The following is a 23,269-nucleotide window of genomic DNA, read 5'->3' as shown; positions in this document are numbered from 1 at the left end:
GATACGTCGATAGGGGAAATGCCACTAAGATAAGTGGGGTCTAATATTTCGCCTGGCTCAAGTATTGGCTGAGCCAACTCGTAGGCCTGCCGGATACAGACGGCTTTCGCTCGTTTGCCATTTTTTCGCTAAAGTCACATCTTCTACCAATCCAGAGTTATTTGCGCGTTGTTCAGCAACCCATGGTTCGCCACATCATGCGACGACTGGCCACTCGCCAGTAAGGAGGCTGTGGATACGTGAATACTCTTGCCCTCGACCCGACCGAGAATCGCCGCTCACGGCACCAATCCCTTGCCCACAAGTATGAGAGTTGGGGGAGCGTGCGGGCGGACGTAGTCAAAAGAACCGGGCTTGAGCGTCAGGAGACAAGGCTCCTCCAGCCAAACCATGTGTTCTTGATGAACCTGAAGGGCACGGCGTCCCGCGGAGAAGACATTGTGGATGGGCGCCGGATTGCCTTTTTGCCGCGCCGGGCCGGTTCGATAATCTTCATGCCGGCCGGCAGTGATTGGAATGGATGGGACGAGGGGGAAGCGACCGCTTCCTATCTCCTGGTCTCGATTGAAAAAGGGTTCGCCAACGAGGTGTTTGCGGGAATGGCTCGCCATCGCCCGGCAGTGCTGCCGCCTTCGATCGGGTTTCGGGACGGCACTGCAGAGTTGGCGTTGCAGAGGATTGCTTTGGAGCTCAAGCAGCCTGACCCCATCAGCGCAACCATGGTGGAGTGCCAGGCCACGCAATTGCTCGGCCAAATGTTAAGGTTGAACGGCGTCCATCAGGAGCCGGCAAAAGGCGGTTTGTCATCGTTCGATCTCAAGCGGGCAGTGGACATGATCGAGACGTTGTCGGACGGCAGACCTACGCTGGCCGATCTGGCAAAAGAAATTGGGGTTAGCCGGTTCCATTTCTGGAGGGCCTTCAAGCAGTCGACAGGCATGACGCCGCACGCATTCATTGCGCAGCGACGGTTGGAGCAGTCCGCGGACATGCTGCGATCGACCAATCTGTCGGCGACGGAAATCGCGATGGAATGTGGTTTCGGCAGCTCCAGCCATTTCGCGACCGCCTTTAAGCGGGCTTTCGGTGCGGGCCCGACGGAATTTCGTCGTAAGTGGCGAATCTAGGTCGCCGCTTGTTGTTCTCAGCAAGTATCGGAAAACCCCAACATCACAGTAAAGCAGGCTTGGCGGAAGAAGGTATCCATCGGCGGTCAGCTCGGATACGCCGCTCATGTCAAACCTGGTTCGAAATCATCATGCCAAAGGGCGGGCCGGCCGGTCCAATCCGTGCCTCGGATTCCTGGCCAGCACGCTATCGGCGGCCGTTGCCCGAAACGGCTTCTACATCGCCTCCGCCTGGATTGTCGTCGAGCGCGGATACGGAACCGCCGGCGTCGCGACGTTCCTTGCGATCGTCAGCGTTGTCGAATTCATCGCGAGCCCTTTGGCCGGCGTAGCGGCGGATCGATTTGACAGGCGGTGCTTGAACGTTGCGGCAGACCTCAGCCGCTTTCTCGTTATGCTGGCTACCGCTTGCGCGCTCCTCTACATGGACGTGTTTCTGATCATCTGTCTGTCAGCGGCCCTCTTTTCGTTTTGCGACCGTGTCGCCCTTACGAGCTCTCAATCAATGATCCCCGTGATAGCTGACGGCCGCGATCTTGTAGCCTCGAATTCCGCCGTCTTCTTCGTCATGCAGGTCGGCAATCTCGGCGCAGCTCTGCTTGCAGGGGCTTTGCTGCATGAGCGCTCCCCAGCCCTACCATTCACCGTTCTTGCTGCTTTCTTCCTGTTTTCAGCGGGTTGCCTAGCCTTGATGCGGCTGCAACCGGTTTCGCTCGATGTCCGCACCGCCAAAATCTCGGCAGCCCAAATCGATCTGAGCCTGCGTCGTCTCATTGTCGTCTACGCGCTTCTCTATACAAGCGCGGTGCTTGTCAGCGTCGTGGGATCTAGCTTCGTCCAGGAGCAGAAGGGTACTGCCGTGGATTTCGGCTACCTCGAGGCTGCATGGTCGGCGGGCTCACTGATCGGTGCGGTCTCTCTATTCCGGATTGAAAGATCGATGAGCACTCATGCGCTCCATCTCATGCTTTTGGGCTTAACGGCGCTGGTACTCATGGCGCTGGCATTTCTGCCCACGCCCTGGACAGTGATCCTTTTTGCCGCGCTCGGATTTATATACAATCTTGGACGCGTCAGCGTTGAAGTCACATTGCAGACGCGTGTGTCGGATTATCTGTTGGGCCGGGCAAAAGGCATCATGCATAGTGTGGCCGTGGTGCTCGGATTACTCGTGTTCGGCATCGCCGCCGCAGTAGGAAATCGAGCATTTCCTTCGACGATTTTCTTCAGCTTTGGCGTAGCGCTCCTCATCAGTGTTTCGTGTTTGAGCGTCAGTGTCGTTCAGACGCAAGAAAAAGGTGAATCGTGAGGTGGAAGAGCTAACAGCAGGCGTAGATGCGAAACAGGCAGTCCTGGGGTCGCTGACGGCACTCTACCCCTGGATGAGCCCATACCATTCCCGGCCGATCCGCGATTATGCGTTTCGCCTGTTTACGGCGCCGGCTTCGGTTCCCATGCCAGAAATCCGGCTCCGAGCCTTCACCAAACTACTCGACATCATCAGGAAGGCAGCGACACGAAACGGGTTGTCTGCCGATACCGCCTCAGAAATCTGCAGGGATTTCGAAAGGCGCCGCGTGTTGCAGACAGGCCCTCATTTGTTTCTCCTCATGGAGCCAGAAGCCTATTACACGCATATCTTCAGCCTCCTTGGTCTCTCGGCGCACGGGTGTTCGACCTACGTTTCCTACGCCGTTTCGACGGTGAATCTCGTCGAAAAGCCACGCAAGGGGCCAGGCTGGCTCACCGTTGACGGGAAGCCGGTCAACGTCTTTGGCCTGAGCCGAAGCCGGATGATCGGGTACAGCCTGCTAGCCGGGCGGGGACCCTATAAGTTCGAGTTGTTACCGACGGAACCAAACACTGGGGGCGACGCGCTCACGCTGCTTCGTGCCCTTCTGCCGAAGACGCAATTCGAGCGGCCCGCGCATGCCATCAAGGCAGCCAATCTTACGCTTTGGCCAAAAATGTTCGGAGGCCACTTTTCCTTCCTGCAGATCGACGACGAGGACATCGCCGACCTGGTGGCCGACCATCTGTCGGACGAAAATTCCTGGCTACACATGAGACTGCTGGAAGACCCGAAGTTCGCCTCCAATATCCTTGCCGGCCTCGACGCGATCGCGTCCGGCCCCTGGAGTGGCTGGCTCGCGCGCGGTACCGATTTCTTCTGGTTCTATGAAAATGGCAAACGCCTTCCGCTGCGTCTGGTCGCCGGAGAACTCATCGATCCCGCGACCGGTATGAAGGTGGCGTGCTTCACAGCCCCCGATATCCTTGAGCGGCTGGCAAATCGCAGCCTTGTCCCGAATCTCCTGCTGATGTTTCTGGTTTTGTCGATCCTGCCCGGCGTGCGCGCGCTTGGAGGCAGCTATCAGCCGATCTATTACCCCCTGATGCGCTATGTCGTCTCCCGGGCGCTCGAGGCCACAGGCGTGGATGAAGATCTTCAGCAGGCTCTCGCAAGCGACGACGTACCGGGTGCTTGGGGACATCGGGTAATTGAGTGTGATGATGATCCGCTCGAGGTATTCCTGAAGGGCAGGAACGGCGCGATGAGTGATCTCATCGGCCGTTTGGGCGACATTTCCTTCGCCGAGGCTTGTGGAAGCATGAAAGGCTTCGTGACAGACCCGTCGTGGAATGAACTTCACAGCCGACTGCGGCAGGGGTTCGTCACGCCGTCCGATGCGGAATGGGCCTTTTCCTGAAATGTTTTATGCGCTTCCGCAACTGGCATGCGTGTGCCGGTTTGCGAACGGTTGCTTCGCGCCTGATTTCGGTCGTTCGGGACGCGCTGACGGTTTCCTGAAAAGGTGCCTGTCCGTTCAGCCTATTGTCTGGCGAGGAGATCGGCACAATTCGGCATCCGCCATCGTAGCCGTAATTCGTCATCTCTCACCGGGTTGACAATCGCTCCTCAGGCGCCATGCTGCAGTGCAACATGGCTAGCTACGAAACCAGCATCATCAAGTCGTCGCGCATCGTATGCCTGGACGGGCTTCGCGCGCTTGCGGCGATCTGGGTGCTGGTCGGGCACTGCCTGCTTTTGACCGGCTGGCAAATTCCGATCGTCGGCGAGCCGGATCTCGGCGTCGACCTGTTCATCATGCTGTCCGGCTTCCTGATGGTGTTCCACTATCAGCTGCGCCAGGAAAGGAGCCTTGGCAAAGATCGGCAACCTGGCTCAAATTCTGGACGCGCCGCTATTTCAGGATCGCGCCGCTGTTCTATGTCATGCTTTTCCTGGCGCTGGCGCTTGGCCCCTATCTCTACGATTGCAGGATCATCATCGACGATTTCCTCTCCAGATCGCACCAGGCGCCGGAACGCTACCTCGACGGCAGCCTGAAAAACATCGTTGCCCATCTCACGTTCCTGTTTGGGCTGGTGCCGGACCTCGCCTATCGCACGCCGCTGCCTGACTGGAGCCTGGGGCTGGAGATGCAGTTCTATGCCGTGTTCCCGGCCGTCATGCTGCTGGTGCGCAGGCTGGACTGGATCAGGAGCGCCCTTGTGGTCGCGGCGGCCGGCTGCGTCATCGTGTTTGCGATGCGGCTGTTGTCGATCCATTTTCCGATGCCGTCCTTTCTGCCGCTGAAGATACAGATATTCCTGTGCGGGATGCTGCTGGCCGGAGTCGTGCATCAGAGCCGACCGAGGCCGTTCCTCTATCTGGCATTGGCCATGCTTTTGGCGGCGCTGCCCTTTGGCGGCGACCAGGGGCTGGGCAAGCTTCTGGTGCGTGAAGCGCTTGTGGCGGGCTTCTTTGCGCTGGTTCTCTACCGCATGCTGCCTGGAAGGGCGGGAATGTTGGCGCGAGCGATCGCCGTGACGCTCAGCAACCGGTTCTTCCACCTGATGGGCGAGCTTTCCTTCAGCATCTACCTGAGCCATCTGCTGGTGCTGCAGCCCGTCGCGGCGTTCGTCATCAGTGAGTTCGGCCACGAACTGTCGGCGCCGCTGCGCTTCGCCATCGTCGTTGCCGTTGTGCTGCCGACCGTGACGTTGCTGTCCTGGATCACCTACACTCTGATCGAGGTCCCCGGCCAGAAGGCGGGCCGCTTCGTTGTCCAGCGCTTTGGCCGGAAAATTGCGCCGGTGCTCGAGAAGACCCCGGCGGAGTAGGGCGCCAAGCGCGGCGCATAACCACTGACGTTGCCTGCTCCCCCTGAGGGCGTTAGTAGCCCGCAACCGGAACATCACATGTGCTGGTGCATTGCTAGTGAACGCCAATTCGACTGGGGCGAAAAATGCATCGCGGGATCACAAATGCATGGGCAATGGTGCGAGAAGCCGTCGTTGGGTTCGTCAACGACAATGCTCTCAGCCATGGCGCGGCAATCGCTTTTTATGCCACAACATCGTTGGCGCCAATTCTGCTCATCGTGGTTGCAATTGCGGGTCTCGCATTCGGTCACGAGGCAGCCCAAGCGGCATTGTCCGCCCAAATCACAGGGATGATGGGTACAGAAAGCGCAAATATCCTGCAAACCGCACTGAAGAGCGCATCCGAAAAGCCATCCGGCGGCACCTGGGCGGCGGTGATTGGCATCATCACCTTGCTTGTGAGCGCTTCCGGGGTCTTCGGCGAAATACAGCAGTCCTTGAACATGATATGGAAGGTCGAAGCGCAGGGCAGTTCGTTGTCGCGCCTGGTGCGCGCACGTGCGGTAAGTCTGGGACTGGTCACCGCACTTGGCTTCATGTTGCTCGTCTCTCTAGTCGCGAGCGCGGCGATTTCGGCCCTAGGCAACCTCATCAACGCACAGCTGCCGTTCGGGACACTTGTCCTGGCCGTTATCAACGCGGTCGTTTCTTTTGTCCTCCTAGCAGCTATTTTCGCCGCTATCTTCAAGATCTTGCCTGATCGAACCCTGGAATGGCGGGATGTCTGGATTGGCGCGGTTGTAACCGCTGCCCTGTTCACGCTCGGGAAATCGCTTATCGGTTGGTATATAGGCTCCAGCGCGGTCGCGGCCTCATATGGGGCCGCCGGTGGGCTGCTTGTCATCCTGCTGTGGGCTTACTACTCGGCGGAAATTTTTCTTTTTGGTGCGGAAATCACTCGCGCCTATTCCATTCGACACGGCAGCAGGTCCGATCTGGACGCTGTGCTTCACAGTGCTTGACTTGCAACATACGCCACTAACGATGAAATCGACTAGGCGCGCGGCGCGCCGGCTGGCTGCCTTCGCGACGCCACCCGCATCATCACCCGTCGGCGCCGACCGCATCACCGAGCAGGGCACGCGAGCTGGATACGGTCGACGCCATATGATGAGTGCACGGGTCGCTGGTGGGTCAAACCATCGCGGTCACAGTTTGAGTTGGTTGGGAAGACGCGGTTCAGCGGCGACGCGGACGGCGCTTGCGTATCGGCTTTGATCTCGCGCGCCTGCCGTCCGGCGCCTTCTTGGCGGCAGCGGAGCGGTATAGGTTCATGAGGTCAATCAGGAGCCGAACAATGGCAATTGCAGTTGCAGCATCGAGCCAGCCCGCAATGCTGTTGAGCATCGGGATTGTTCTCCAAGCTTACGACGTGAAAGCGGTCGAAGGACCTTGGCGGCAGTGCAACTCTTCGCCTAGGCAGGGAGTGCCACCTAATCGTTGTGGCACTCAGTTGCCAGCCACCATGACATGAAAAAGGCCTCCGAAGGAGGCCTTTGGATGGTGTGAGCGAGAATCTCCACCAAACAAATTATCCCACATTTTATGCATGCAGCGCAAGCCATTCGGCTTGGCCAAGGCGCGCTTGGCGACCTTGATGTTTGGCACCGTGACCGTCACCCCCGCTCTTCAGCCGCAGCCGATGGTCGCTGTCGGCACTTTCAGCTGCGGCAATGCGATGTCATTGTTGGCGCCATGAAACCAGCGCTTCACGTCGCTTCCGCGAAATGGGATCCTTGCAAGCACCAAGCGCAAGCTCATCAGCCAGAGGGTGTAATGGACTGAGCGGGCGTTCTCATATTGTGAAACGCCGAACGGATCCCGGGTCCCTGGAAGAGCGGCAGCAAACGTCAGAGAGCCGCACTTCCAGGGAGGCTGGATCAATAGTCGTTGTTGTAATAGCGATCATCGCAAGGCGCCGTGTAGATCCGGCCGCGGCGGTCCTGGTAACGGCAAAGCTGTTCGCCGCGGCGCTGCGGCGTGGTCGACTGGCCGATGACGGCGCCGAGCAAGGCGCCGCCGGCGGCACCCACGACCGTGCTTTCGGTGTTGCCGCCCAGTGCCTGGCCGGCGAGGGCGCCGACACCGCCGCCAATGAGTGCGCCTGTGGTTGCCCTCTGCTGCTGTTCGGTCTGGGTCGCGCAGCCTGCAAGTGCTGCAGTCATGAGCACGGCGGCAATGGTTTGTCTGATGATCATCTTGGAACTCCTTTGGAGCCCCAAACGCGGATCGGGGCGAATGGTTGCCAGTTGCTGGCGCATTGCGGCCAAACGGCGGCACGCCCGCTCACGAAATGAGACGTGGTTTCTCGGGCCTTGAAGACAATGGTTGCCAAAGCGGAAACGGCTTTCGCGAACAGGTCGGTAGCGCCTCGGTTTGAATCGCATATCGATCTATCTGGTCGAGGACATCTTCGGGAATGGTGACGTTGACGCGCACCACCTTTGTGGTTCGGCTTTGAGCGCTACCAGGACGGCGACCCGGCTGAGATTGTCATTGTTCGACATGACATCTTCCAGGGATGATGGCTCGGGAATGGCTTCGCCATCCTCGACAAGGCCTTCGAGATGGAAGGCCAGGGCCTCTTCGGCCATGGCGCGGGCGTCGTCGAGGCTGGTGCCGGCGGTGACCACGCCCGGAAAATCGGGAAAGGATACGCCGAAGTCGCTGTCCGCTTGCTTGTGGATCAATCCGATATAGTGACGCACGGGTCGGTTCCCCCAAGGAGCGGCTTCGAGGCTCGATCAGACTATCGAGCCATTCGACACAAACTGTCGAGGTATTCCTAATGGGACCGTAGGAAGCTGCCTAGTAGGTTGGGCATGCCCCAGGCAGACATTGCCTGGGCAACGGTCGAGAGTGTGGGGAAAGTGCCAAAGTTAGATGGCGGGCACCAGACTGTGCCTAGAGTTCGCGCCGCGCAGTACGTGCGCATGTCGACGGAACACCAGACCTACTCGATCGACAACCAAGCGGATGCCATTCGCGACTATGCCGATATCATGGCTTACGACATTGTCGCCACTTACGAGGACCTCGGTCGCAGCGGTTTAAACCTTGGAGGGCGCCCCGGTCTTCAGAAGCTGTTGGCCGATGTCGAAAGTGGGCGAGCCGATTTTGAGACGGTTGTGGTCTATGATGTAAGCCGGTGGGGGCGTTTTCAGAACATTGATGAAAGCGCAGCCTACGAATACCGATGCCAGATGGCCGGCGTCCGTATCGAATTTTGCGCCGAGCAATTCGCAAACGACGGCAGCATCGGGTCAGACGTCCTCAAAGCAATCAAACGGAGCATGGCTGCCGAGCAGAGCAGAATGCTCTCGCAAAAAGTCTTCATCGGCCAGGCGAGGTTGATCCGGCTGGGCTTCCGGCAGGGCGGGAAGGCCGCCTTTGGCCTGCGGCGCCTGCTTGTCGATCAACACGGCCGTTCAAAAGGCATCCTTTCATCCCACGAATACAAGAGCCAGCAGACGGATCGAATAGTTCTGGTGCTCGGCCCACCTGACGAGATTGCGACAGTGAAGTGGATCTTCAGTCACTTTGTCAGAACACGCAAGACAGAGCTGGAGATGGCAAGACTGCTGAACAAGCGCGGCGTGCTCAGCGATTTGCGGCGACCATGGACGCGGGAATCCGTCCACTCGGTGCTGACCAACGAAAATTACATTGGCAACAGCGTCTGGAACAAGCATTCGGCCCGGCTGAGAAGCCATCAAGTCCGTAATCCCCCCGAACAGTGGGTGCGGGTGGAAAACGTCCTGGAGCCGATCGTCGACCGCAAACTGTTCGACCGGGCGCAGATCGTGCTCAAGACCATCTATCGCCACATGACCAACGACGAGATGCTGGCTGCTCTTAGGGCACTTCTGGCTCGCCGTGGCGCCTTGTCGTTGGCCATGATCGACGCCGATCCGGGGTGCCCGCCGGCCCAACGCTACCAGTGGCGTTTTGGAACCATTGTCAAAGCCTATGAACTGATCGGATACGAGCCATCCAAAAACTACCGCTTCATCGGCGTGAACCGGCACCTGGAATCAATGAGGCTGCAGATTATCCGGGATCTTGTGGGCGCGATTGATAAGCAGGGCGGGGTTGCTGCCCATGACATGGCGATGGACCTCCTGCGGATAAACGAGGAGATCACGGTGGCGATTACAATGGGCCGATGCAGGGTTTCCGGCTTCGGCTATCCACGCTGGTTTTCCAAGGCCGATAAACGGCCACTACCCGACATTTTCGTCCTGATCCGTATGAATCCCGGCGACCTGACCGTCCGGGACTATTTGATTGCGCCTGCGCATGAGATCGCTGGCAAATCGGAACTGCATGCCATCAATGGGATACCGCTGGACAGCTATATTTTTCCCACGCTCAATCCCATTGTCAGGCTGGCAGAGCGAGAGCCTGTGGGGGGCGTGGCTTGGTAGTCAAGCGCTTACCCAAGGACGCCGCCTACCGTGCGTTGGAAAAGGGTGGCGACAGACATGCGAGCAATATTGTTGCTGGCGCATTAGGGTCCAAGAAGAGGCTTCGTTCACACGAATTTTTGGCGACCTACGATACGGAATGCAAACGCATGCGCGATTTCGTCACGCAAGCGGCTAAGTCTGAACAGAGCCTAGACCGGATAGTAGCGGCGCTCCACCTGATGATGCGCGACAAGCAATTCTGCGCCACGCTGGTGTCCGAGGGCTTCAGGACAATGCCAAGCCTACTGGCACATAGGTTGCGTGGCGCGACCCGCGAGCCGCAAATGTTCTGCTCTCCCGGAAAACCCGCTTCCGAGACAGGCGAGAACCGGAAAGCCGTTAACGGAATTTGCCCTGATGTCCTCGACCTGCTTCGGGACGCGCCGGTGAAAACAAAAATCTTCGGGTTGCTCCAGAAGGTGCTGCCAGCCAGGCAATTGGAGATTGCCCGGCTGATGGTGGCGATGGACCGGGTCAGGATCACCTACGCGAGACTACTCGTCGCTCTGACACCGCAAGCCCTGCTGGTCGAGGGTTTTAATCTCTCAACGATCACCACACAGGCGGAAGACCAGCGCGGCGCGATGGTGCTCGATGTCGGCGCGCTAAGCCTTGCGGTTCTCAGCGCCGCGGAACGTCATGGCCAGGTGGGCCTGGAGCTTGTCGCAGCCAACCGCTTTTTCGACCGGTTGATGGATAATTCCAGAGTGGTGCGGTATCTCGCCCGGACCTTTCCGGGGCATTTTGAAGAGTTTCACAGCTTCTCGATGCCATGCCTCGAACAGGGGCGCTAGATGGTCGGACGTCAACTCCTATACAAACCGATCGCCGTCGCCGGGATGCAAACAACAGAACCAATGTGACTTCTGTCCAGGCCTCGAAAACCCAAACCCGCCGAGCTTGCCGCAGCCAGAATGCTCGCAAAGCGATTTTCGATCGGCTCTCGGCCGCGCGGAATCGCTGTCATCCCTTCGGCAAGCCGGCTCGGTTCGTCGCTCATAACGGGTTGATCGGCCCGACCAGGCCGGGATGGTCGTTGGGCAACTTGTTGACGGCGCTCGTGTTCACCTCACGTCCAACGCGGTTGAACTGCAGCTGACCGTCGATGTCGTGGCTGAGAATGTCCTTGAGGCTGTCCTTGGGCGTCGCCGGGTCCAGCCAGGCGTCATAGTAGGCCGGGTCGAGAATGAGAGGCTGCCGATCGTGCAACTGCTTCATCGGTTCTGCGGCAGGCTCGGTGATGATGGTGCAGCTGGTTATGTCGAGATTGGAATTGTAAGCCCAAAGCCCGGCGAACGAGAAAGGCGCGTGGCCTGGCTGGTAGATGTGCCAAGGGTCTTTCTTGCCGTCGGCAGGCGATATCGTCCACTCGTAGAAGCCATCGGCAGGGATCAGGCAGCGCTTGGACTTGTAGGCGTCGCGGAAGGCGGGCGCTGTATCGATGCCCTCAATCCTGGCATTGAACATAGCCGCCTTGGGCATTTCCTTTGCCCAGAAAGGGACCAGCCACCAGCGCCCTTCACGCAGCCGGTGGTTGCCACCCTCACCGGCAGTGACGAATGGGACATCCTGAGTCGGCGCGATGTTGTACCGGGGCTCGTCGTTGCGGCCCGTCTCCGCCGGCGCAGTCAGGCGGTAGAGCCGGTGGATTTCCGACCACGACAGATATTTGGTGTAACGTCCGCACATCGCTCTGCCTCAGTTGCGCAGGAGTTCAGGCACGCTGAGCGGGCCAAGGTCGGAATTCTCCTATACTCGTCGCTGCGGCGCCAGACGCTGCGTTTCTCGGCGGCGGTGGCCGATTGATTGCCTTAGTAGCCTTGCGGAAGGCTCTGGGCGACCGCAGAGTTCGCCTTGGTGTGCGCTGTGGAGGCAAAAAGGCAAAGCCGACAACGATCATGCCATGTCCCTCTCACTGCCGACTTAGCAAAGGCTCTCGCAAGGAACGCCGTCCTTGTCGCGGTCGAGCTTGCCGCCCCAAGAGCAGTTGGCCAAGTACCAATTAGCCTCATCGCACGAACTGATCTGGGGACAAGTTCGCCGCGGCTGACAAGAATAGCTCTGCGCCACCTGCCCATTGCTCATCATGCCGAGTGGTTGTTTTGCAGACGGCTTGGTGGTGCCGTTCGCATGCTCTACGCGCCAATCCCATGGCGCCTGAAACGCCCCAGCCCACAGACCGACCTTCGCTGCCTGGGCCTTCGCCTGCTGTCCTGCGTAGGCTCCGTGGCTGTAGCGCGGCCAATCTAGTGCCAAGCCCCGCTCGACAAGCCAGCTCTGGACGTTGCGACCGTCGGCGCGATCGCAATCCCCAACAAGCCGGCCGTACCGGTCTCGGTTAACAAAGCTGCAGTGCAACGGACGCGATGCAGCCAGGAACTCGTGCAAGGCTTGGGCAGCATGGCGCCCGCAGGCGTATTCGAAGCCCTTACCGTCGTCGCAATATTGCTTACTCTCGGGCGCATCGATGCCGTTCAAGCGGATGCGCTGTCCGTGGATCTCGATCGTGTCGCCGTCGATCACAGACGCGACACCGGCGATCGGCGCCGGCTTCGAGCCGAACCAGTTCGATGCATTGATCTCTGGCAAACTTTCGCTGTGCTGGATGGCGGTTTGCGCGACCAGAGCGCCAGCCGCTACCGCAGTCACCAAAATCAGGCGCCGCGGCACATTCGCCCATCGGTGCGCACGGCTATGCTTGGCACCGGCTCGCTTTCGCCAGCGATCAGATCGATTGTCGTATCGGTATTTGTCCACGCCCTCTTCCCCGCAGGGAGGATGCGACTGTTTCAACAAAGAGTCCAGAAGACGAGACGCGCGGAATGCTAGCGCGGAAGCCGATGCGTGCCGACGCCCTCGACTTCGATCTCGGTTAAGCGGGTTCGATGGCCTGTTGGGGTGCATTCGGCTGTCGGGCCTGACCGGCGCGCTCCCGAAGGTGCATTCACGCGGGAAAACCCGCCTTTCTGAAGCCTGACATAAAAAGCTCGAGGGCAACCTGGTCGGCGAACGGGAAACCTGAAAACAACCGGACAGTCAGGTCGTGTTTCCTCGTCAGTGCTTCCTCGACTTCAACGCGCGCCTTCTGCGTCTCGCCCAAATGTGCGTACGCCGCTGCGAGGAACGCATGAATGAAGAATTGGTCGCCGGCCTTCTGGTACGAACTGATGGCCTCCACGTACCTTCCAAGCAGGAAGAGGGAGCTGCCCTTCACCTCCCAGAACCAAATTGGAGGTAACGGGTCGCGCAGGAGCGCAGTTTCGAGCACGTTCAGCGCCATCTCGGCCCGTCCGCCGTAGTTGAGCCAGCTTGCATAGTCCCCCGCTATGTTCATGTCTAGCGGGTTCAACGAGCGCGCTTGCTCGAAATGCACTCCCGCATCGCTGTGCTGGCGCATGTGCGTAAGCACCAGCCCCATGCTCTGGTGACAGACGCCATCGCTCCTGTCGAGAGCGAGCGCCGTTCGTGCCGACTCCCAGGCCTTCTGTAGCGTCCGCGGATCGTTGTCGTACCAAAATCTGCCGACGAGGGCCTGCGCGAGGAAGCCGTGGCCTTGAGCGAACGTCGAATCGAGCTCGACACACCGGACGAATAGGGGCTCGGCCATGTCCAGTTCATACCGGTAGAACTGCGCGCGCCCCTGCAGGTAATAGTCGTATGCATCCCAATCGGCGGGAGGCTTGCGTCTTGTCCGGCTCGTCGAATCGGCCTCCGCCCGGCCTTCGACCATCGAGGCGATGAGAGCCGCAACCTCGTCTTGCAATGCGAAGATGTCGTCGAGGGCCCTGTCGTACCGTTGGGCCCACAGGTGGGTGCCGGTGGCGGCGTCAATCAATTGTGTGGTGATCCGAATGCGATCACCGAGCTTTCGCATGCTGCCTTCGACGAGGTAGCGAACTCCGAGTTTGCGATGGGCTTCGGCAATGTCCAATGCCGGATGGCGAAACTGAAAAGATGAATTGCGCGCGATGACAAGGAGGGAGCGGAACCTGGCCAGCTCCGTAATTATGTCCTCGGTTATGCCATCGCTGAGATACTGCTGGTCCTGATCGCCGCTCAAATTGGCAAAAGGCAGGACCGCAATCGACGGCTTGCCGGACTCTGGTATCGCTCTGCGGGATGCGCTCGCCACCGGCTCGACAGTCCCGGTGAAGCGGTAGCCGACGCGAGGCACCGTGGCGATCCACTCGCCGCCGTTGTCAGCCGGACCGAGTGCCTTTCTCAGTGTCGCTATTTGGACCGTAAGGTTGCCTTCCTCAACGGCGGTTCCCGGCCAGGCAGCGTCCATCAGTTCGGCCTTGGTCAGGATCTCGCCGGGCCGGGCCGTGAGCGCAGCAAGCAGCGTCAGCCCACGATGCCCAACAACGATCGGGATCTGCTCTTTCAGGAGCGTCCCGATGTCGGGATCGAGTACGAACGGACCAAAAGCGATGCGTGTCCCCTGCATCTGGGCATATTAGACGTTCCGGCGGATTTCGGAACAGTGTCGGCACCGCTTTAATCCCCGGGGCGCTTTCGAGGCCTATGCCCAGAACGCGGCCACCTGTCCATCGATCAGAAGATAGCGATCGGGCGCTGGCCGCTGCGCAACAAGGCGGCATTGCCGCGCGGCCATTTCGGGCCATGGGTGGAGAAGCAAGGGTGCCTTTTCAGCAGCATGGCCGAGCTATGCATGCGGCTGGGTGCCAGGCGCCAGTACGCGAGACGGCCAGGACAGCGGGCGGCGAAGCGACTGGACGACGAAATATCGCGACCTGGTTCGGTCATGACTCCGCCCCGTTTTCGGTAGTTTCACTCGTCGCAGGTGCCGTTTGGCCACCGCACCCGCGTTCAACGGGTACTAGCTTAGCAAAATGGCCAGGCGAGTTATATTCTGCTCGCCAAGCGCACTCGAGATGATTTCTACCAAGCCGCAACCTATTTCAAAGCTAGACCAGCCTCCACCAATCGCCGGAACGCTTCCGATCTGGTGGGAAGATCTGGCTGAGTGCGACGCCATTCGTCTACGCGAGCAAGTAGGTCGGTCGAGAGCCGCAACTCGAAGCGTTCAGTTTTGTTGTCGACAGGATCAGGAACGTTTGACAATAGCGGTGTCCGTAATGTACGGTATGTACGTAATGTGGTTCACTCTTCGTGACCGAACGTCGTGCAACAACACGTCGTTCGGCCTAGCCACAACCCAAGCTGTGTGGAGTTCGGATCGTGGCTGACTCCGACAATACCACGACTTTGTCTCTCGTCACCCGCAGGAGAGCAATTGTGGGAACGACAAATGCAGCTGCGAGACTCAGCCTAAGCGCATTTGCTTACAGCGATCCGGGCGCGAGCCGATCAATTAGTCCTGCAGTAGCGCGCGGTGCGGATGTCGGCAGGCTCATGAACAGACTGAATGGGTGTGCCTTCAGCAGCAGGACCTGAACAGAAACCAGACCGCCAAACTCACTATCAAGCCCGAGGATTTAAGAGCCGGACACCTTCACCTCTCTGCCCTACAGACAAGAATTCGACCCCCGCTTTTGTCAGGGCCGCTTCAATGGCCTGCAAAGTGCTAATCCGGGAATCCACCTTGCCGTTTTCCAACCGGACCAGCGCGTTAAGCGAAACAATAGCCTTGTCAGCGAGTTCCTGCTGAGACCAACCCAGCAAAGCTCGTGCGGCTCGAATCTGTCGTGGACTGACCATGGGTCCACAATTGGCAGGCAGATTTTCTTTGCTACCGATAGGGTTCTTTTACACCCTATAAGGTATACGAAATGGCGATTCGGCTTTCAGATAACGTACCGACAGACTCTCTGTCGGCTGGCTAATGGAGCATCGAAAAGCCTTGTTGAAACCGCAGCGCTTCGTCCTCCTTCGGACGGAGCCGAAGCCAAAGATCGACAGTGACCCTCATCCCGCCGATCAGCATGTCGGCAGGCAGATTGCGACCGTCCGCGTCCAGTCGGACGTATCGCAGGCCCAACTTGCCCGATCCATAGGCATCAGCTTCCAGCAGCTCCAGAAATACGAGAACGCGCGGAATCGCGTGAGCGCTTCGATGCTCTACGAAATCGCCAGGTCGCTCGGCGTTCCTGTCAGCCGCTTCTTCGAAGGTCTGCCGGGAAACGATGAGACCCGCGTCGAGGCGCGGCCCCTGCCGGTCGATGAGCGCCTGGATTTCATCGCCAGCGCGGAGGGTCGGCGCCTGATTGAGGGGCTAGTGAACCTTCCACCGCGTCTGCGTGGTCGCATCTCGTCCCTGGTCTCAGCGCTAGGGGAAGAACTGGTCCTGCTAGACACGAAGGCAGAGAGCGAGACGGCCGGCGAGTCCGCGCCGGCCGAATGCAAGACCGTCTGACGGTCGATCGCGGTAGTCAGCCGAATTTTCGGGCAGCGGGCACGGTGATGCGGCCGCAAGCCGAGGATACTTTGATCTCGACGCCGAACGCCCGAGAGCGCGTCGCGAATTCCTCAAGCATGTCTCGCGCCTCGCTTCCAGTGATGGCGACGGGCACCAGTCTGCCCGTTGCGGATCCGGGAGACTGAGTTTCCGCCCCGATCGCGACGGGCAGGAGGTCTATTTCTGTGAGGCTTCCGCCGGCGTCATAGCGGCAAGCGGCGACGATGCTTTGCCAGACTTCCGGTGGATCCCATTCGGTTTCGTCGGCGTGGACGTGGAAGAGAAAATTTCCGAGGCCATAGAAGATCGGCGCGCCATTGTAGATTTCCACCGCCTGCAGCACCGGAGCGCCGTGGCTGACGAAGAGGTTGGCGCCGGCGTCAATACACATCCTAGCAAAGGTCTGCACCCAGCGCGGCACGTCCTGCCAGCCTGGTTCCCAATGATGGTGATGCAGATAGGCAATGACGAAATCGCCCTGTGCCGCCGCGTGCCGGATGGCGGCCAGATGGACACTTGCACTCTGCTGATCGACTTCGATCATACGGCCGAAGTCTGCGGCTTGCGTGAACACGGTGCCGTAGAAATTGATCTCCGTGCCGGCCGACACCTCTACCGGGTCCTCCGGTTGCGCATAGTTGGCCAGTTCAAAGGGGGAGCTTTGCAAATGAGCGCCCAGCCTTGCCAGTCTGCTGAAATGTCCGTCCGGTACCCCGATCTTGCGACAGGTGTTCAGACGATTGACGCCGGGCCGAGCCGGCCGGAAGGCCGTGCGGTCTTCGGCATACATGTTGGTCGGGCCGGGGCCTGCATCCATCGCAAGAAGCGCGACCTCGCGCGCGCCCAGCCGGCGGCGGCCCGGTTTCCTCGCGTCAGTCTCGTCGGCCCCGATGCCGGCATGCAGGAGACCGCGCGCTTCCACTTCCTCCAGGGTCGAGAGGATGCCGCCAGCGCCGAGATCGAAGGCGTGGTTGTTTGCCAGAGCAAGCGCGTTGAAACCGATGGCCTGCAATGCGTCGAGCACTTCAGCCCTGGAATATCCGAAGTATTTGCCCTTGGTCGGCCACCCGCCGTGCTTACCCAGGATCGTCGACTCGAAGTTGGTGAAGACGACGTCGCCTTGGCGCAGGAAATCCGTAACCGCGATGAAGCGTTCGTTTTTGACGTCACGTATGTCGTGCTTGATCAGGGATTGGCCGGTGACGACCGCGCAGAACTGGTCTTTCATGGAACTCGCCTTGAAGGAGGGTAGGGCGCAGGCGCCGGCGTTCCGGCCAGCGCCACGTCAATGTCGAAGTCGGTTGCCTCTATTGCGAGATGGCTGGCGAGATATCGCTCTTGAACCATTTCAGGCTCAGCGCCTTGATCGTCCCATCCTTGGTGGCCGCGTCGATGGCCGCGTTGAACCTGGCGAGCAACTCCGTATCGTCTTTGCGCAGACCTGCGCCGACGCCCGGCCCCCAGAGCCCGCCATTCAGTTCAGGGCCGAAAAACACCACATCCGAGCCGGAAGGCGTCTCCAGAAAATCGCGCCAGGTGAAATAGTCGGCGAGGCCGCCGTCGATGCGACCCGCGGCAAGATCGAGCTTCATGTTGTCCTGGCTGTCATAACTGCGAATGGTCACGACATCGCCCAGCATTTCCTTCACGACTGCTTCCGAATTGGACGAGCGCAAGGCTCCGATCGCCTTGCCGGCGAGTGTCGATCTGAGGCGCTCGATGGTTGCCTTCTCTTTGTCGCCGATGGTCGAAAGGTTGACCTTTTCCTTGGTGTCGCCGGCGTCGAGACCCAGGTCCTTGCGCACCACGAACTGGTTGAAGCCGGTGGCGTAGGGGATCGAGAACGCGATCGACTGCTTGCGTTTTTCCGTGATCGCCATGCCAGACATGATCACGTCGAACTTGCCGACAAGCAGTGCCGGGATGATCCCGTCCCAATCCTGCGGGACGAAGGTACATTTGATCTCGATCCGACGGCACAGCTCCTGCCCAACATCGATATCGTAGCCATAGAGTTGACCGTTCGCGTCGGTGCCGTCCCAGGGCGGCGAGGCGCCTTCAGCGGCAATCGATATGACGCGCTCGCTTTGCGCGCTCGCCGGGACTGCCGACATCAGGGATACGATAGAAACAGCAATAGCCAGGGGTATGCGCATGATGCACCTCTTCGTTGGTTGGATGGAAAGGGGAGCCCAGAACCTAGGCGTCAGGGCAGGGGCGTCGTGATCTCTGGGTCAGGTAGGGCGGGGCGCAATCGCGCCTTTCGTCGGCGAACCGGATGGCCGTCGGTCGACAGCCATCGCTCCAGCAACTGGATCGCTTTCACCGCGATCGAGGTGAGTGATAGGTAGATCGCTCCGGCGACGATGAAGATTTCGTACGGCGCGAACGTGGTCGACACCATCTGTCTCGCCATGCCGGTGATCTCAAGCAGCGTCACGGTGCTCGCGAGCGACGAGCCCTTGATCATCCCGACGATCTCGTTGCCGTAGGCCGGGAGCGATATCCTGAAAGCGATCGGGAAGGTGACCAGGCGAGCGATCTGGAAGCGTTTCAAGCCGAGAGATGTGGCCGCCTCGGTGACACCCTTCGGCACGGACTGGAGACCGCGGCACAGGATCTCGGTGGTGTGTGCCGCGCTGTTCAGCGAAAATGTCAGAAGGGCACACCAGAAGGGGTCGCGCAGGATCACCCAGAAGATGCTTGTTCGCACCGCCTCGATCTGAGCGAGGCCGTAGTAGAGCAGAAAGAGCTGAACCAGCATCGGCGTTCCGCGGATCACATAGGTGTATGCGAGCACCGCGAGCGAGAAGCCGGGACGTCCGAACGCGCGGATGAAGGCCAGCGGCACGGAAAGAAGAAATCCGGCCGTCAGCGACAAGACCGTCAGGGTCAAAGTGAGACCAACGCCCGAAGGCAAGACAACCAGTGCGTCAAATATCAAGCCGAGGTTCATGGGCCTTCCCTCCTACCGGCCGAGAGCCGGATAGCGCCGCTCAGTCAGCCGGATCGACAGCAACGTGACGGTGGTCAGCGAGAGATAGAGAGCGGAGGCCGCAAGGTAGAAAGTCAATGGTGCGCGCAAGGATCCGGCCCCCACATACGCAACGCGCATGATGTCGGTCAGGCCGACGATCGAGACCAGTGCGGTATCCTTGAAGAGCGAAATCCAGAGATTGCCATAGGCAGGCAGCGCCAGCCGCAGCATCTGCGGACCGATGACGAACATCCAGCGCTGCCAGGCGTTCAGCCCAAGCGACTTTGCCGCTTCGGTTTGGCCCGCTGGCACTGCCGCAATCGCGCCGCGAAACACTTCGGTCGCATAACCGCTGAAAATGACCGAGAGCGCGATAACCCCTGCGGTGAATGCGTTCACCTCGACATACCGGCCGGCGATCTTGCTGGCGAGCGTGGTTCCGCCGAAGTAGATGAGCAGGATAACGAGAAGTTCTGGTACACCACGGACGACTGTGGTGTAGGCGGCCACGACCGCGTTGAGGCGCGGCTTTGCCGTGCCCTTCGAAATCGCCAAAAACAGCCCGAATGCCGTACCCAGGCAGCCGCTGACAAGAGCCAGGCTTATGGTCACGGTAAGTGCGACAACAAACTGAGTAGTAAAACCACCCATGGGGCGCTTTCCTCGGCTCGCAATTGCCGCAGGATATGTCGGTCTTTATTGCCGAGACCAAACCATATAACCCAAGGTTGCGAGTTGTTATATTTCTAATGTGGAGTTAACTTGAGATACTGGCCAATTCTAACGCTTGAAATTACACACTCAATCTATAACTTTTATTATTTTATCTATAACGCGTCGTTATATACTGAGGCAGTTCGTTGCTCCCCAGGTTGGCGTTGTCTGCCGCCGGGTGGTTATCAGGGAAAGGCGCGCAGGGAATGGAGTTGTTGCAGAGCGACCTCAAGCTCCGTCAACTGAAGGTCTTCCGGGAAGTGTTGCGGGCCGGTTCGACAAGGCGGGCGGCGGCAGCGCTCGGGATAAGCCAGCCGGCCGTCAGTCAACATGTGAAGCAACTCGAGACCACGCTCGGCGTCACACTGTTCAAGCGATCAGCCAACCGCATCGTCCCCTTGCAGGAAGCTTGGGAGCTTCTGCGAAACGTAGAACTTGCCCTGACGTCCCTGGATCGGCTGGAAGCGTCGATCTTCGCGATGAAGAACGAGGAAAAGCAGCGGATCGCGATTGCCGCGCCTTCTGTTTTCGGTTTCGTGACCTTGCCCAAGGTCGTGGCGATTATCCGCTCACAGACCGCTTCGAATGTCCGGTCGATTTCTGGAAGCTACGAGCAGATCGGCGAACACATCCTGGCCGGCCGCGCCGATCTTGGAATTTCGAGACTGCCTCTGGATCCAGGCTTGTTTGAATGGGCGCCGCTTGGGTCGGCACGAAACGTATGCATTTTTCATCCCTACCACCGCTTTTCAAAACAGACCTGCATCGAGGCGCAAGACCTGGCAGGCGAAACGATCGTCGATATCGATCCCCAGTTTGCCGCCCACCAGATGAACTTCAATGCCTTGCGCTTCGCCGGCGTTGAGCCGGACATACTGGTGGAATTCGATTGCAACGGTCACGAAGCCGGATACGTTTCGGCTGGCCTGGGCATTTCGATCACAAACGAGATCATCGCACGTGAGTACGCGGCGTTTCAGTTGGGAGTAAGGCCAGTGGAACCGTCCGCGCTCTATCACTACGTGGCGATTTGGCAGAGGGGCAGGACCTTTTCCAACGCCTTGAATGTATCGCTCGAGGCGATAATCACAGCGTTTTCGAAGACGCCGACGAGAGAGCAACAGTTTCTCCAGACGTCGTCCTAGCCGGCCATGGTTTATTTCGGTTGGGACGTGCCGCATAAGGCCCAACCGGGAGGCTTTCTGCGAAGTGGCGCGAATGGCTAGCCTGAACGGCCAAACTGATAGCGAGCGCTCCGCGAACGGCTGGATCGACGGCCCCTATCCGGCGCAGATGGTGCCGTTGGCCGTTCCCGAAGCGGTGCAGGAATTGGTGGCTTCCAGTCTAGAAGTCCAGTCTCGCCCAATGGGCGGCCCTACGCCGCCTTAAGCGCAGGCAATTGCGGGATTACTCTCACCAGGCAGGGTGCTCGTCTGGACTGGCACTGGCAATCCGAAAAGCGGACAGACCTCCCAGAGCGCCGGCAGCTTGTTGCAGAGCTTGCGCGCTCCACGCCGTCCTTTCATGGCGCGGCGAAGTTTCTGTGTCGCGCTCGCTGGGCAACAACTCGCCGCTCCCTGGATCCTTGGGGAGCGACGAGCGCGGGTTGCTACCGAACCTTCCGCCGTCGTTGAACTATGCTGGATGAGTCCAGCTACTCCAGATCGATTGCCCGCCGGCTCATGGTGGCGGGCTTTTTGCGTCAGCCGGGAACATTCCCGCTCCAAGGCAGTTCGGTCACACCCGGCTCGTTCTTCAGCGGTCCGGCCGGTGACCAAGATGCGTCCCTCACTCGTCATGGTCGGCCCGCGCAGCCTCGGAAGCAGGCGCGGGCCATCCATCACAAAGCCCGCTGATCCGACCGACGGGCTTCTTCAGTTTCACCACGCAAAGAAAGGCCCGGTCGTGAACTGACCCCATAAAGTTGGACGGTTCATTGAGTTGGTAGGTTTAATGGCTGGTTCCTGTATTGCACAGGGGCCAGCCCTTTCAAGCCTAGATTCCAATTTCCGGAACCATTCAGCGCCATGGATACACGCTCTGCGGGGTGGCTGATCAAGAGCCGATCTGCGCTCACATCATACTTGACGCATCCTCCCCGGGGGGATACCGGTGGGCATGTCCGAAGGCATCCATAGTTCTCATCCGGCTATCGTGAAGCGCTTAAAGCGCGCACAGGGGCATCTTGCATCCGTGCTTGGCATGTTCGAGGCGCAGCGATCCTGCCTGGACCTGGCGCAGCAACTCCATGCAGTGGAGAGCGCCATCAGCAGCGCAAAGCGAGAACTGATCCACGATCATATCGAACATTGTCTGATCGACACGGAAGCGGGAGGCAACTCGCTGGCAGAGCTCAAGCAACTGGCGAAATACCTATGACCAGTATCGGCGCACGCGTCTTGGATTGGTTCGGCTTCGGGTCACATGATCATGACGCGCATGCTCATGACGATGGCTCGCACGGCCATACGCACGGGGTCATCGACGCAACGATTGCAACCACTGACCGCGGCATCTGGGCCATCAAATGGTCGTTCGTCATCTTGGCCATGACGGCGGCATTGCAGATGGCCGTGGTGTTGGTGTCACGCAGCGTGGCGCTGTTGGCCGATACGATCCACAACATAGGCGACGCCACAACCGCCATTCCGCTCTGGATCGCATTCATGCTGGCACGACGCAAGCCGTCACGGACCTTCAGCTACGGCCTTGGCAGGGTAGAGGATCTGGCCGGTATCATTATCGTGCTGATCATTCTGTTCAGCGCCATCGTCGCCGGGTACCAGGCTATCGAGCGCCTGGTCAGTCCGCAGGCAGTGACTCATCTCGGTTGGCTGACCGCGGCGGGCATTGTCGGCTTCCTCGGGAATGAGGCCGTCGCGGTGTTTCGCATCCGTATCGGCAGGGAAATCAACAGTGCGGCGCTCGTCGCCGACGGCTACCATGCCCGCACCGACGGGCTTACCAGCCTTGCAGTGGTCATCGGCGCCATGGGCGTCTGGCTCGGATTTCCACTGGCCGATCCGATCATCGGGCTTCTCATCACGGTCGCTATATTCGGTATCGTCTGGCAATCGGCGCGCTCAGTGCTCACCCGCATGCTCGACGGCGTCGAGCCGGGCGTGATGGCCGAAATTCAGCATGCCGCTGCGCATGTGCAGGGTGCTCGCGTTGTCGACGCCAAGGCCCGCTGGATTGGCCACAAGTTGCATGCCGACATCGCTATTGCAGCCGACGGAACCTTGCCTCTCTCAGAGGCAAACAAGATCACGGCGGCGCTGGAGAACGAACTGTTCGAACACATGCCGGCGCTCGCAGCTGCCAACATCCGGTTTTCGACCGACCAAGGTGAGCACGAGCATCCGCACTCTCATGATCAGGGCGAACATCACGGCCACCAGCACTGACAACTGCCGGAAACCACTCGCTTTTG

The 23,269-nt window shown here is 59.5% G+C and carries 21 protein-coding genes and 2 pseudogenes; 12 read left to right on the top strand and 11 right to left on the bottom strand.

What is annotated here, in order from left to right; genetic code table 11:
* Positions 1-401 precede the first annotated feature (401 nt).
* The 6 genes and pseudogenes from NKI06_RS02515 to NKI06_RS02490 all read left to right on the top strand — a co-directional run bounded on the left by NKI06_RS02515 (position 402) and on the right by NKI06_RS02490 (position 6,259).
* Entirely contained in the window at positions 402-1,127 is a 726-nt protein-coding gene (locus NKI06_RS02515) for a helix-turn-helix transcriptional regulator (RefSeq protein WP_352983826.1), read from the top strand.
* 106 nt (positions 1,128-1,233) lie between these two features.
* The gene (locus NKI06_RS02510; protein ID WP_023806978.1) at positions 1,234-2,436 is read left to right on the top strand and encodes an MFS transporter; all 1,203 of its coding nucleotides are present in this window, start codon (positions 1,234-1,236) and stop codon (positions 2,434-2,436) included.
* Positions 2,402-3,838, top strand: a complete 1,437-nt coding sequence (locus NKI06_RS02505) for a hypothetical protein (RefSeq protein ID WP_352983823.1) — start codon at positions 2,402-2,404, stop codon at positions 3,836-3,838. Before NKI06_RS02510 ends, NKI06_RS02505 begins: the two co-directional genes overlap by 35 nt.
* A 218-nt stretch (positions 3,839-4,056) precedes the next feature.
* Positions 4,057-4,221 (top strand): annotated as a pseudogene (locus NKI06_RS02500) (hypothetical protein); the annotation flags it as partial.
* Positions 4,149-5,255: an acyltransferase family protein gene (locus NKI06_RS02495; RefSeq protein ID WP_352983848.1), complete on the top strand. Its 1,107-nt coding sequence runs from the start codon at positions 4,149-4,151 to the stop codon at positions 5,253-5,255. The pseudogene NKI06_RS02500 and the gene NKI06_RS02495, both read left to right, overlap by 73 nt.
* A 125-nt stretch (positions 5,256-5,380) precedes the next feature.
* Entirely contained in the window at positions 5,381-6,259 is an 879-nt protein-coding gene (locus NKI06_RS02490) for a YihY/virulence factor BrkB family protein (protein ID WP_286456777.1), read from the top strand.
* A 487-nt stretch (positions 6,260-6,746) separates the two neighbouring features.
* Here NKI06_RS02490 and NKI06_RS02485 read toward each other — a convergent pair whose 3' ends face one another.
* The 3 genes and pseudogenes from NKI06_RS02485 to NKI06_RS02475 all read right to left on the bottom strand — a co-directional run.
* The gene (locus NKI06_RS02485; protein ID WP_156936058.1) at positions 6,747-6,917 is read right to left on the bottom strand and encodes a hypothetical protein; all 171 of its coding nucleotides are present in this window, start codon (positions 6,915-6,917) and stop codon (positions 6,747-6,749) included.
* Between the two features lie 260 nt (positions 6,918-7,177).
* Entirely contained in the window at positions 7,178-7,495 is a 318-nt protein-coding gene (locus tag NKI06_RS02480; protein ID WP_023690487.1) for a YMGG-like glycine zipper-containing protein, read from the bottom strand.
* A gap of 184 nt (positions 7,496-7,679) precedes the next feature.
* Positions 7,680-8,005, bottom strand: a pseudogene (locus NKI06_RS02475) (type II toxin-antitoxin system HicB family antitoxin); the annotation flags it as partial.
* 114 nt (positions 8,006-8,119) lie between these two features.
* Here NKI06_RS02475 and NKI06_RS02470 point away from each other — a divergent pair.
* Together NKI06_RS02470 and NKI06_RS02465 are read left to right on the top strand one after the other, a co-directional pair.
* Positions 8,120-9,724, top strand: a complete 1,605-nt coding sequence (locus NKI06_RS02470; RefSeq protein ID WP_502900568.1) for a recombinase family protein — start codon at positions 8,120-8,122, stop codon at positions 9,722-9,724.
* Entirely contained in the window at positions 9,718-10,560 is an 843-nt protein-coding gene (locus NKI06_RS02465) for a plasmid partitioning protein RepB C-terminal domain-containing protein (protein WP_031198691.1), read from the top strand. The genes NKI06_RS02470 and NKI06_RS02465 overlap by 7 nt, the downstream gene beginning before the upstream one ends.
* 202 nt (positions 10,561-10,762) lie before the next feature.
* Here NKI06_RS02465 and NKI06_RS02460 read toward each other — a convergent pair whose 3' ends face one another.
* The 4 genes from NKI06_RS02460 to NKI06_RS02445 all read right to left on the bottom strand — a co-directional run bounded on the left by NKI06_RS02460 (position 10,763) and on the right by NKI06_RS02445 (position 15,448).
* Positions 10,763-11,455: an SOS response-associated peptidase gene (locus NKI06_RS02460; RefSeq protein WP_352813192.1), complete on the bottom strand. Its 693-nt coding sequence runs from the start codon at positions 11,453-11,455 to the stop codon at positions 10,763-10,765.
* A 234-nt stretch (positions 11,456-11,689) separates the two neighbouring features.
* Positions 11,690-12,523, bottom strand: coding sequence for a thermonuclease family protein (locus NKI06_RS02455; RefSeq protein WP_352983820.1), 834 nt, complete (start codon positions 12,521-12,523; stop codon positions 11,690-11,692).
* 187 nt (positions 12,524-12,710) lie between these two features.
* A complete protein-coding gene (locus NKI06_RS02450; RefSeq protein ID WP_352813191.1) occupies positions 12,711-14,213 on the bottom strand; it encodes a winged helix-turn-helix domain-containing tetratricopeptide repeat protein in 1,503 nt (500 codons plus the stop codon).
* A 998-nt stretch (positions 14,214-15,211) separates the two neighbouring features.
* Positions 15,212-15,448 carry a helix-turn-helix domain-containing protein gene (locus NKI06_RS02445; RefSeq protein WP_023694075.1) on the bottom strand — a complete coding sequence of 79 codons (237 nt, stop codon included), beginning with the start codon at positions 15,446-15,448 and terminating at the stop codon, positions 15,212-15,214.
* A 142-nt stretch (positions 15,449-15,590) separates the two neighbouring features.
* Here NKI06_RS02445 and NKI06_RS02440 point away from each other — a divergent pair, with 142 nt between their 5' ends.
* On the top strand, positions 15,591-16,103 hold the full coding sequence (locus NKI06_RS02440) for a helix-turn-helix domain-containing protein (protein WP_245263170.1): 513 nt from the start codon (positions 15,591-15,593) through the stop codon (positions 16,101-16,103).
* A 16-nt stretch (positions 16,104-16,119) separates the two neighbouring features.
* On the opposite strand, the gene NKI06_RS02435 is transcribed toward NKI06_RS02440, so the two are convergent.
* From NKI06_RS02435 to NKI06_RS02420, 4 genes are all read right to left on the bottom strand, one after another.
* Positions 16,120-17,373 (bottom strand): CapA family protein, encoded by a 1,254-nt coding sequence (locus NKI06_RS02435; RefSeq protein WP_023699947.1) that lies wholly within the window; start codon positions 17,371-17,373, stop codon positions 16,120-16,122.
* Positions 17,374-17,452: 79 nt separating this feature from the next.
* Positions 17,453-18,301 (bottom strand): transporter substrate-binding domain-containing protein, encoded by an 849-nt coding sequence (locus NKI06_RS02430; protein WP_023694077.1) that lies wholly within the window; start codon positions 18,299-18,301, stop codon positions 17,453-17,455.
* A gap of 50 nt (positions 18,302-18,351) precedes the next feature.
* The gene (locus tag NKI06_RS02425; protein ID WP_023694078.1) at positions 18,352-19,101 is read right to left on the bottom strand and encodes an ABC transporter permease; all 750 of its coding nucleotides are present in this window, start codon (positions 19,099-19,101) and stop codon (positions 18,352-18,354) included.
* Positions 19,102-19,113: 12 nt separating this feature from the next.
* Positions 19,114-19,773: an ABC transporter permease gene (locus tag NKI06_RS02420; RefSeq protein ID WP_023683618.1), complete on the bottom strand. Its 660-nt coding sequence runs from the start codon at positions 19,771-19,773 to the stop codon at positions 19,114-19,116.
* A 269-nt stretch (positions 19,774-20,042) separates the two neighbouring features.
* Between NKI06_RS02420 and NKI06_RS02415 the strand changes: the two genes are divergently transcribed.
* The 3 genes from NKI06_RS02415 to NKI06_RS02405 all read left to right on the top strand — a co-directional run bounded on the left by NKI06_RS02415 (position 20,043) and on the right by NKI06_RS02405 (position 23,243).
* Positions 20,043-20,981: a LysR family transcriptional regulator gene (locus tag NKI06_RS02415; protein WP_352983817.1), complete on the top strand. Its 939-nt coding sequence runs from the start codon at positions 20,043-20,045 to the stop codon at positions 20,979-20,981.
* A gap of 973 nt (positions 20,982-21,954) precedes the next feature.
* Entirely contained in the window at positions 21,955-22,215 is a 261-nt protein-coding gene (locus NKI06_RS02410) for a metal-sensing transcriptional repressor (protein WP_023684828.1), read from the top strand.
* Positions 22,212-23,243: a cation diffusion facilitator family transporter gene (locus tag NKI06_RS02405; protein ID WP_023694080.1), complete on the top strand. Its 1,032-nt coding sequence runs from the start codon at positions 22,212-22,214 to the stop codon at positions 23,241-23,243. The genes NKI06_RS02410 and NKI06_RS02405 overlap by 4 nt, the downstream gene beginning before the upstream one ends.
* Positions 23,244-23,269 lie beyond the last annotated feature (26 nt).

It is taken from the genome of Mesorhizobium sp. M0772, assembly GCF_040320135.1.
Taxonomy (GTDB): Bacteria; Pseudomonadota; Alphaproteobacteria; order Rhizobiales; family Rhizobiaceae; genus Mesorhizobium.
Note: the sequence above shows the minus strand (reverse complement) of the source record. Positions and strands in the feature narration are given on the sequence as shown.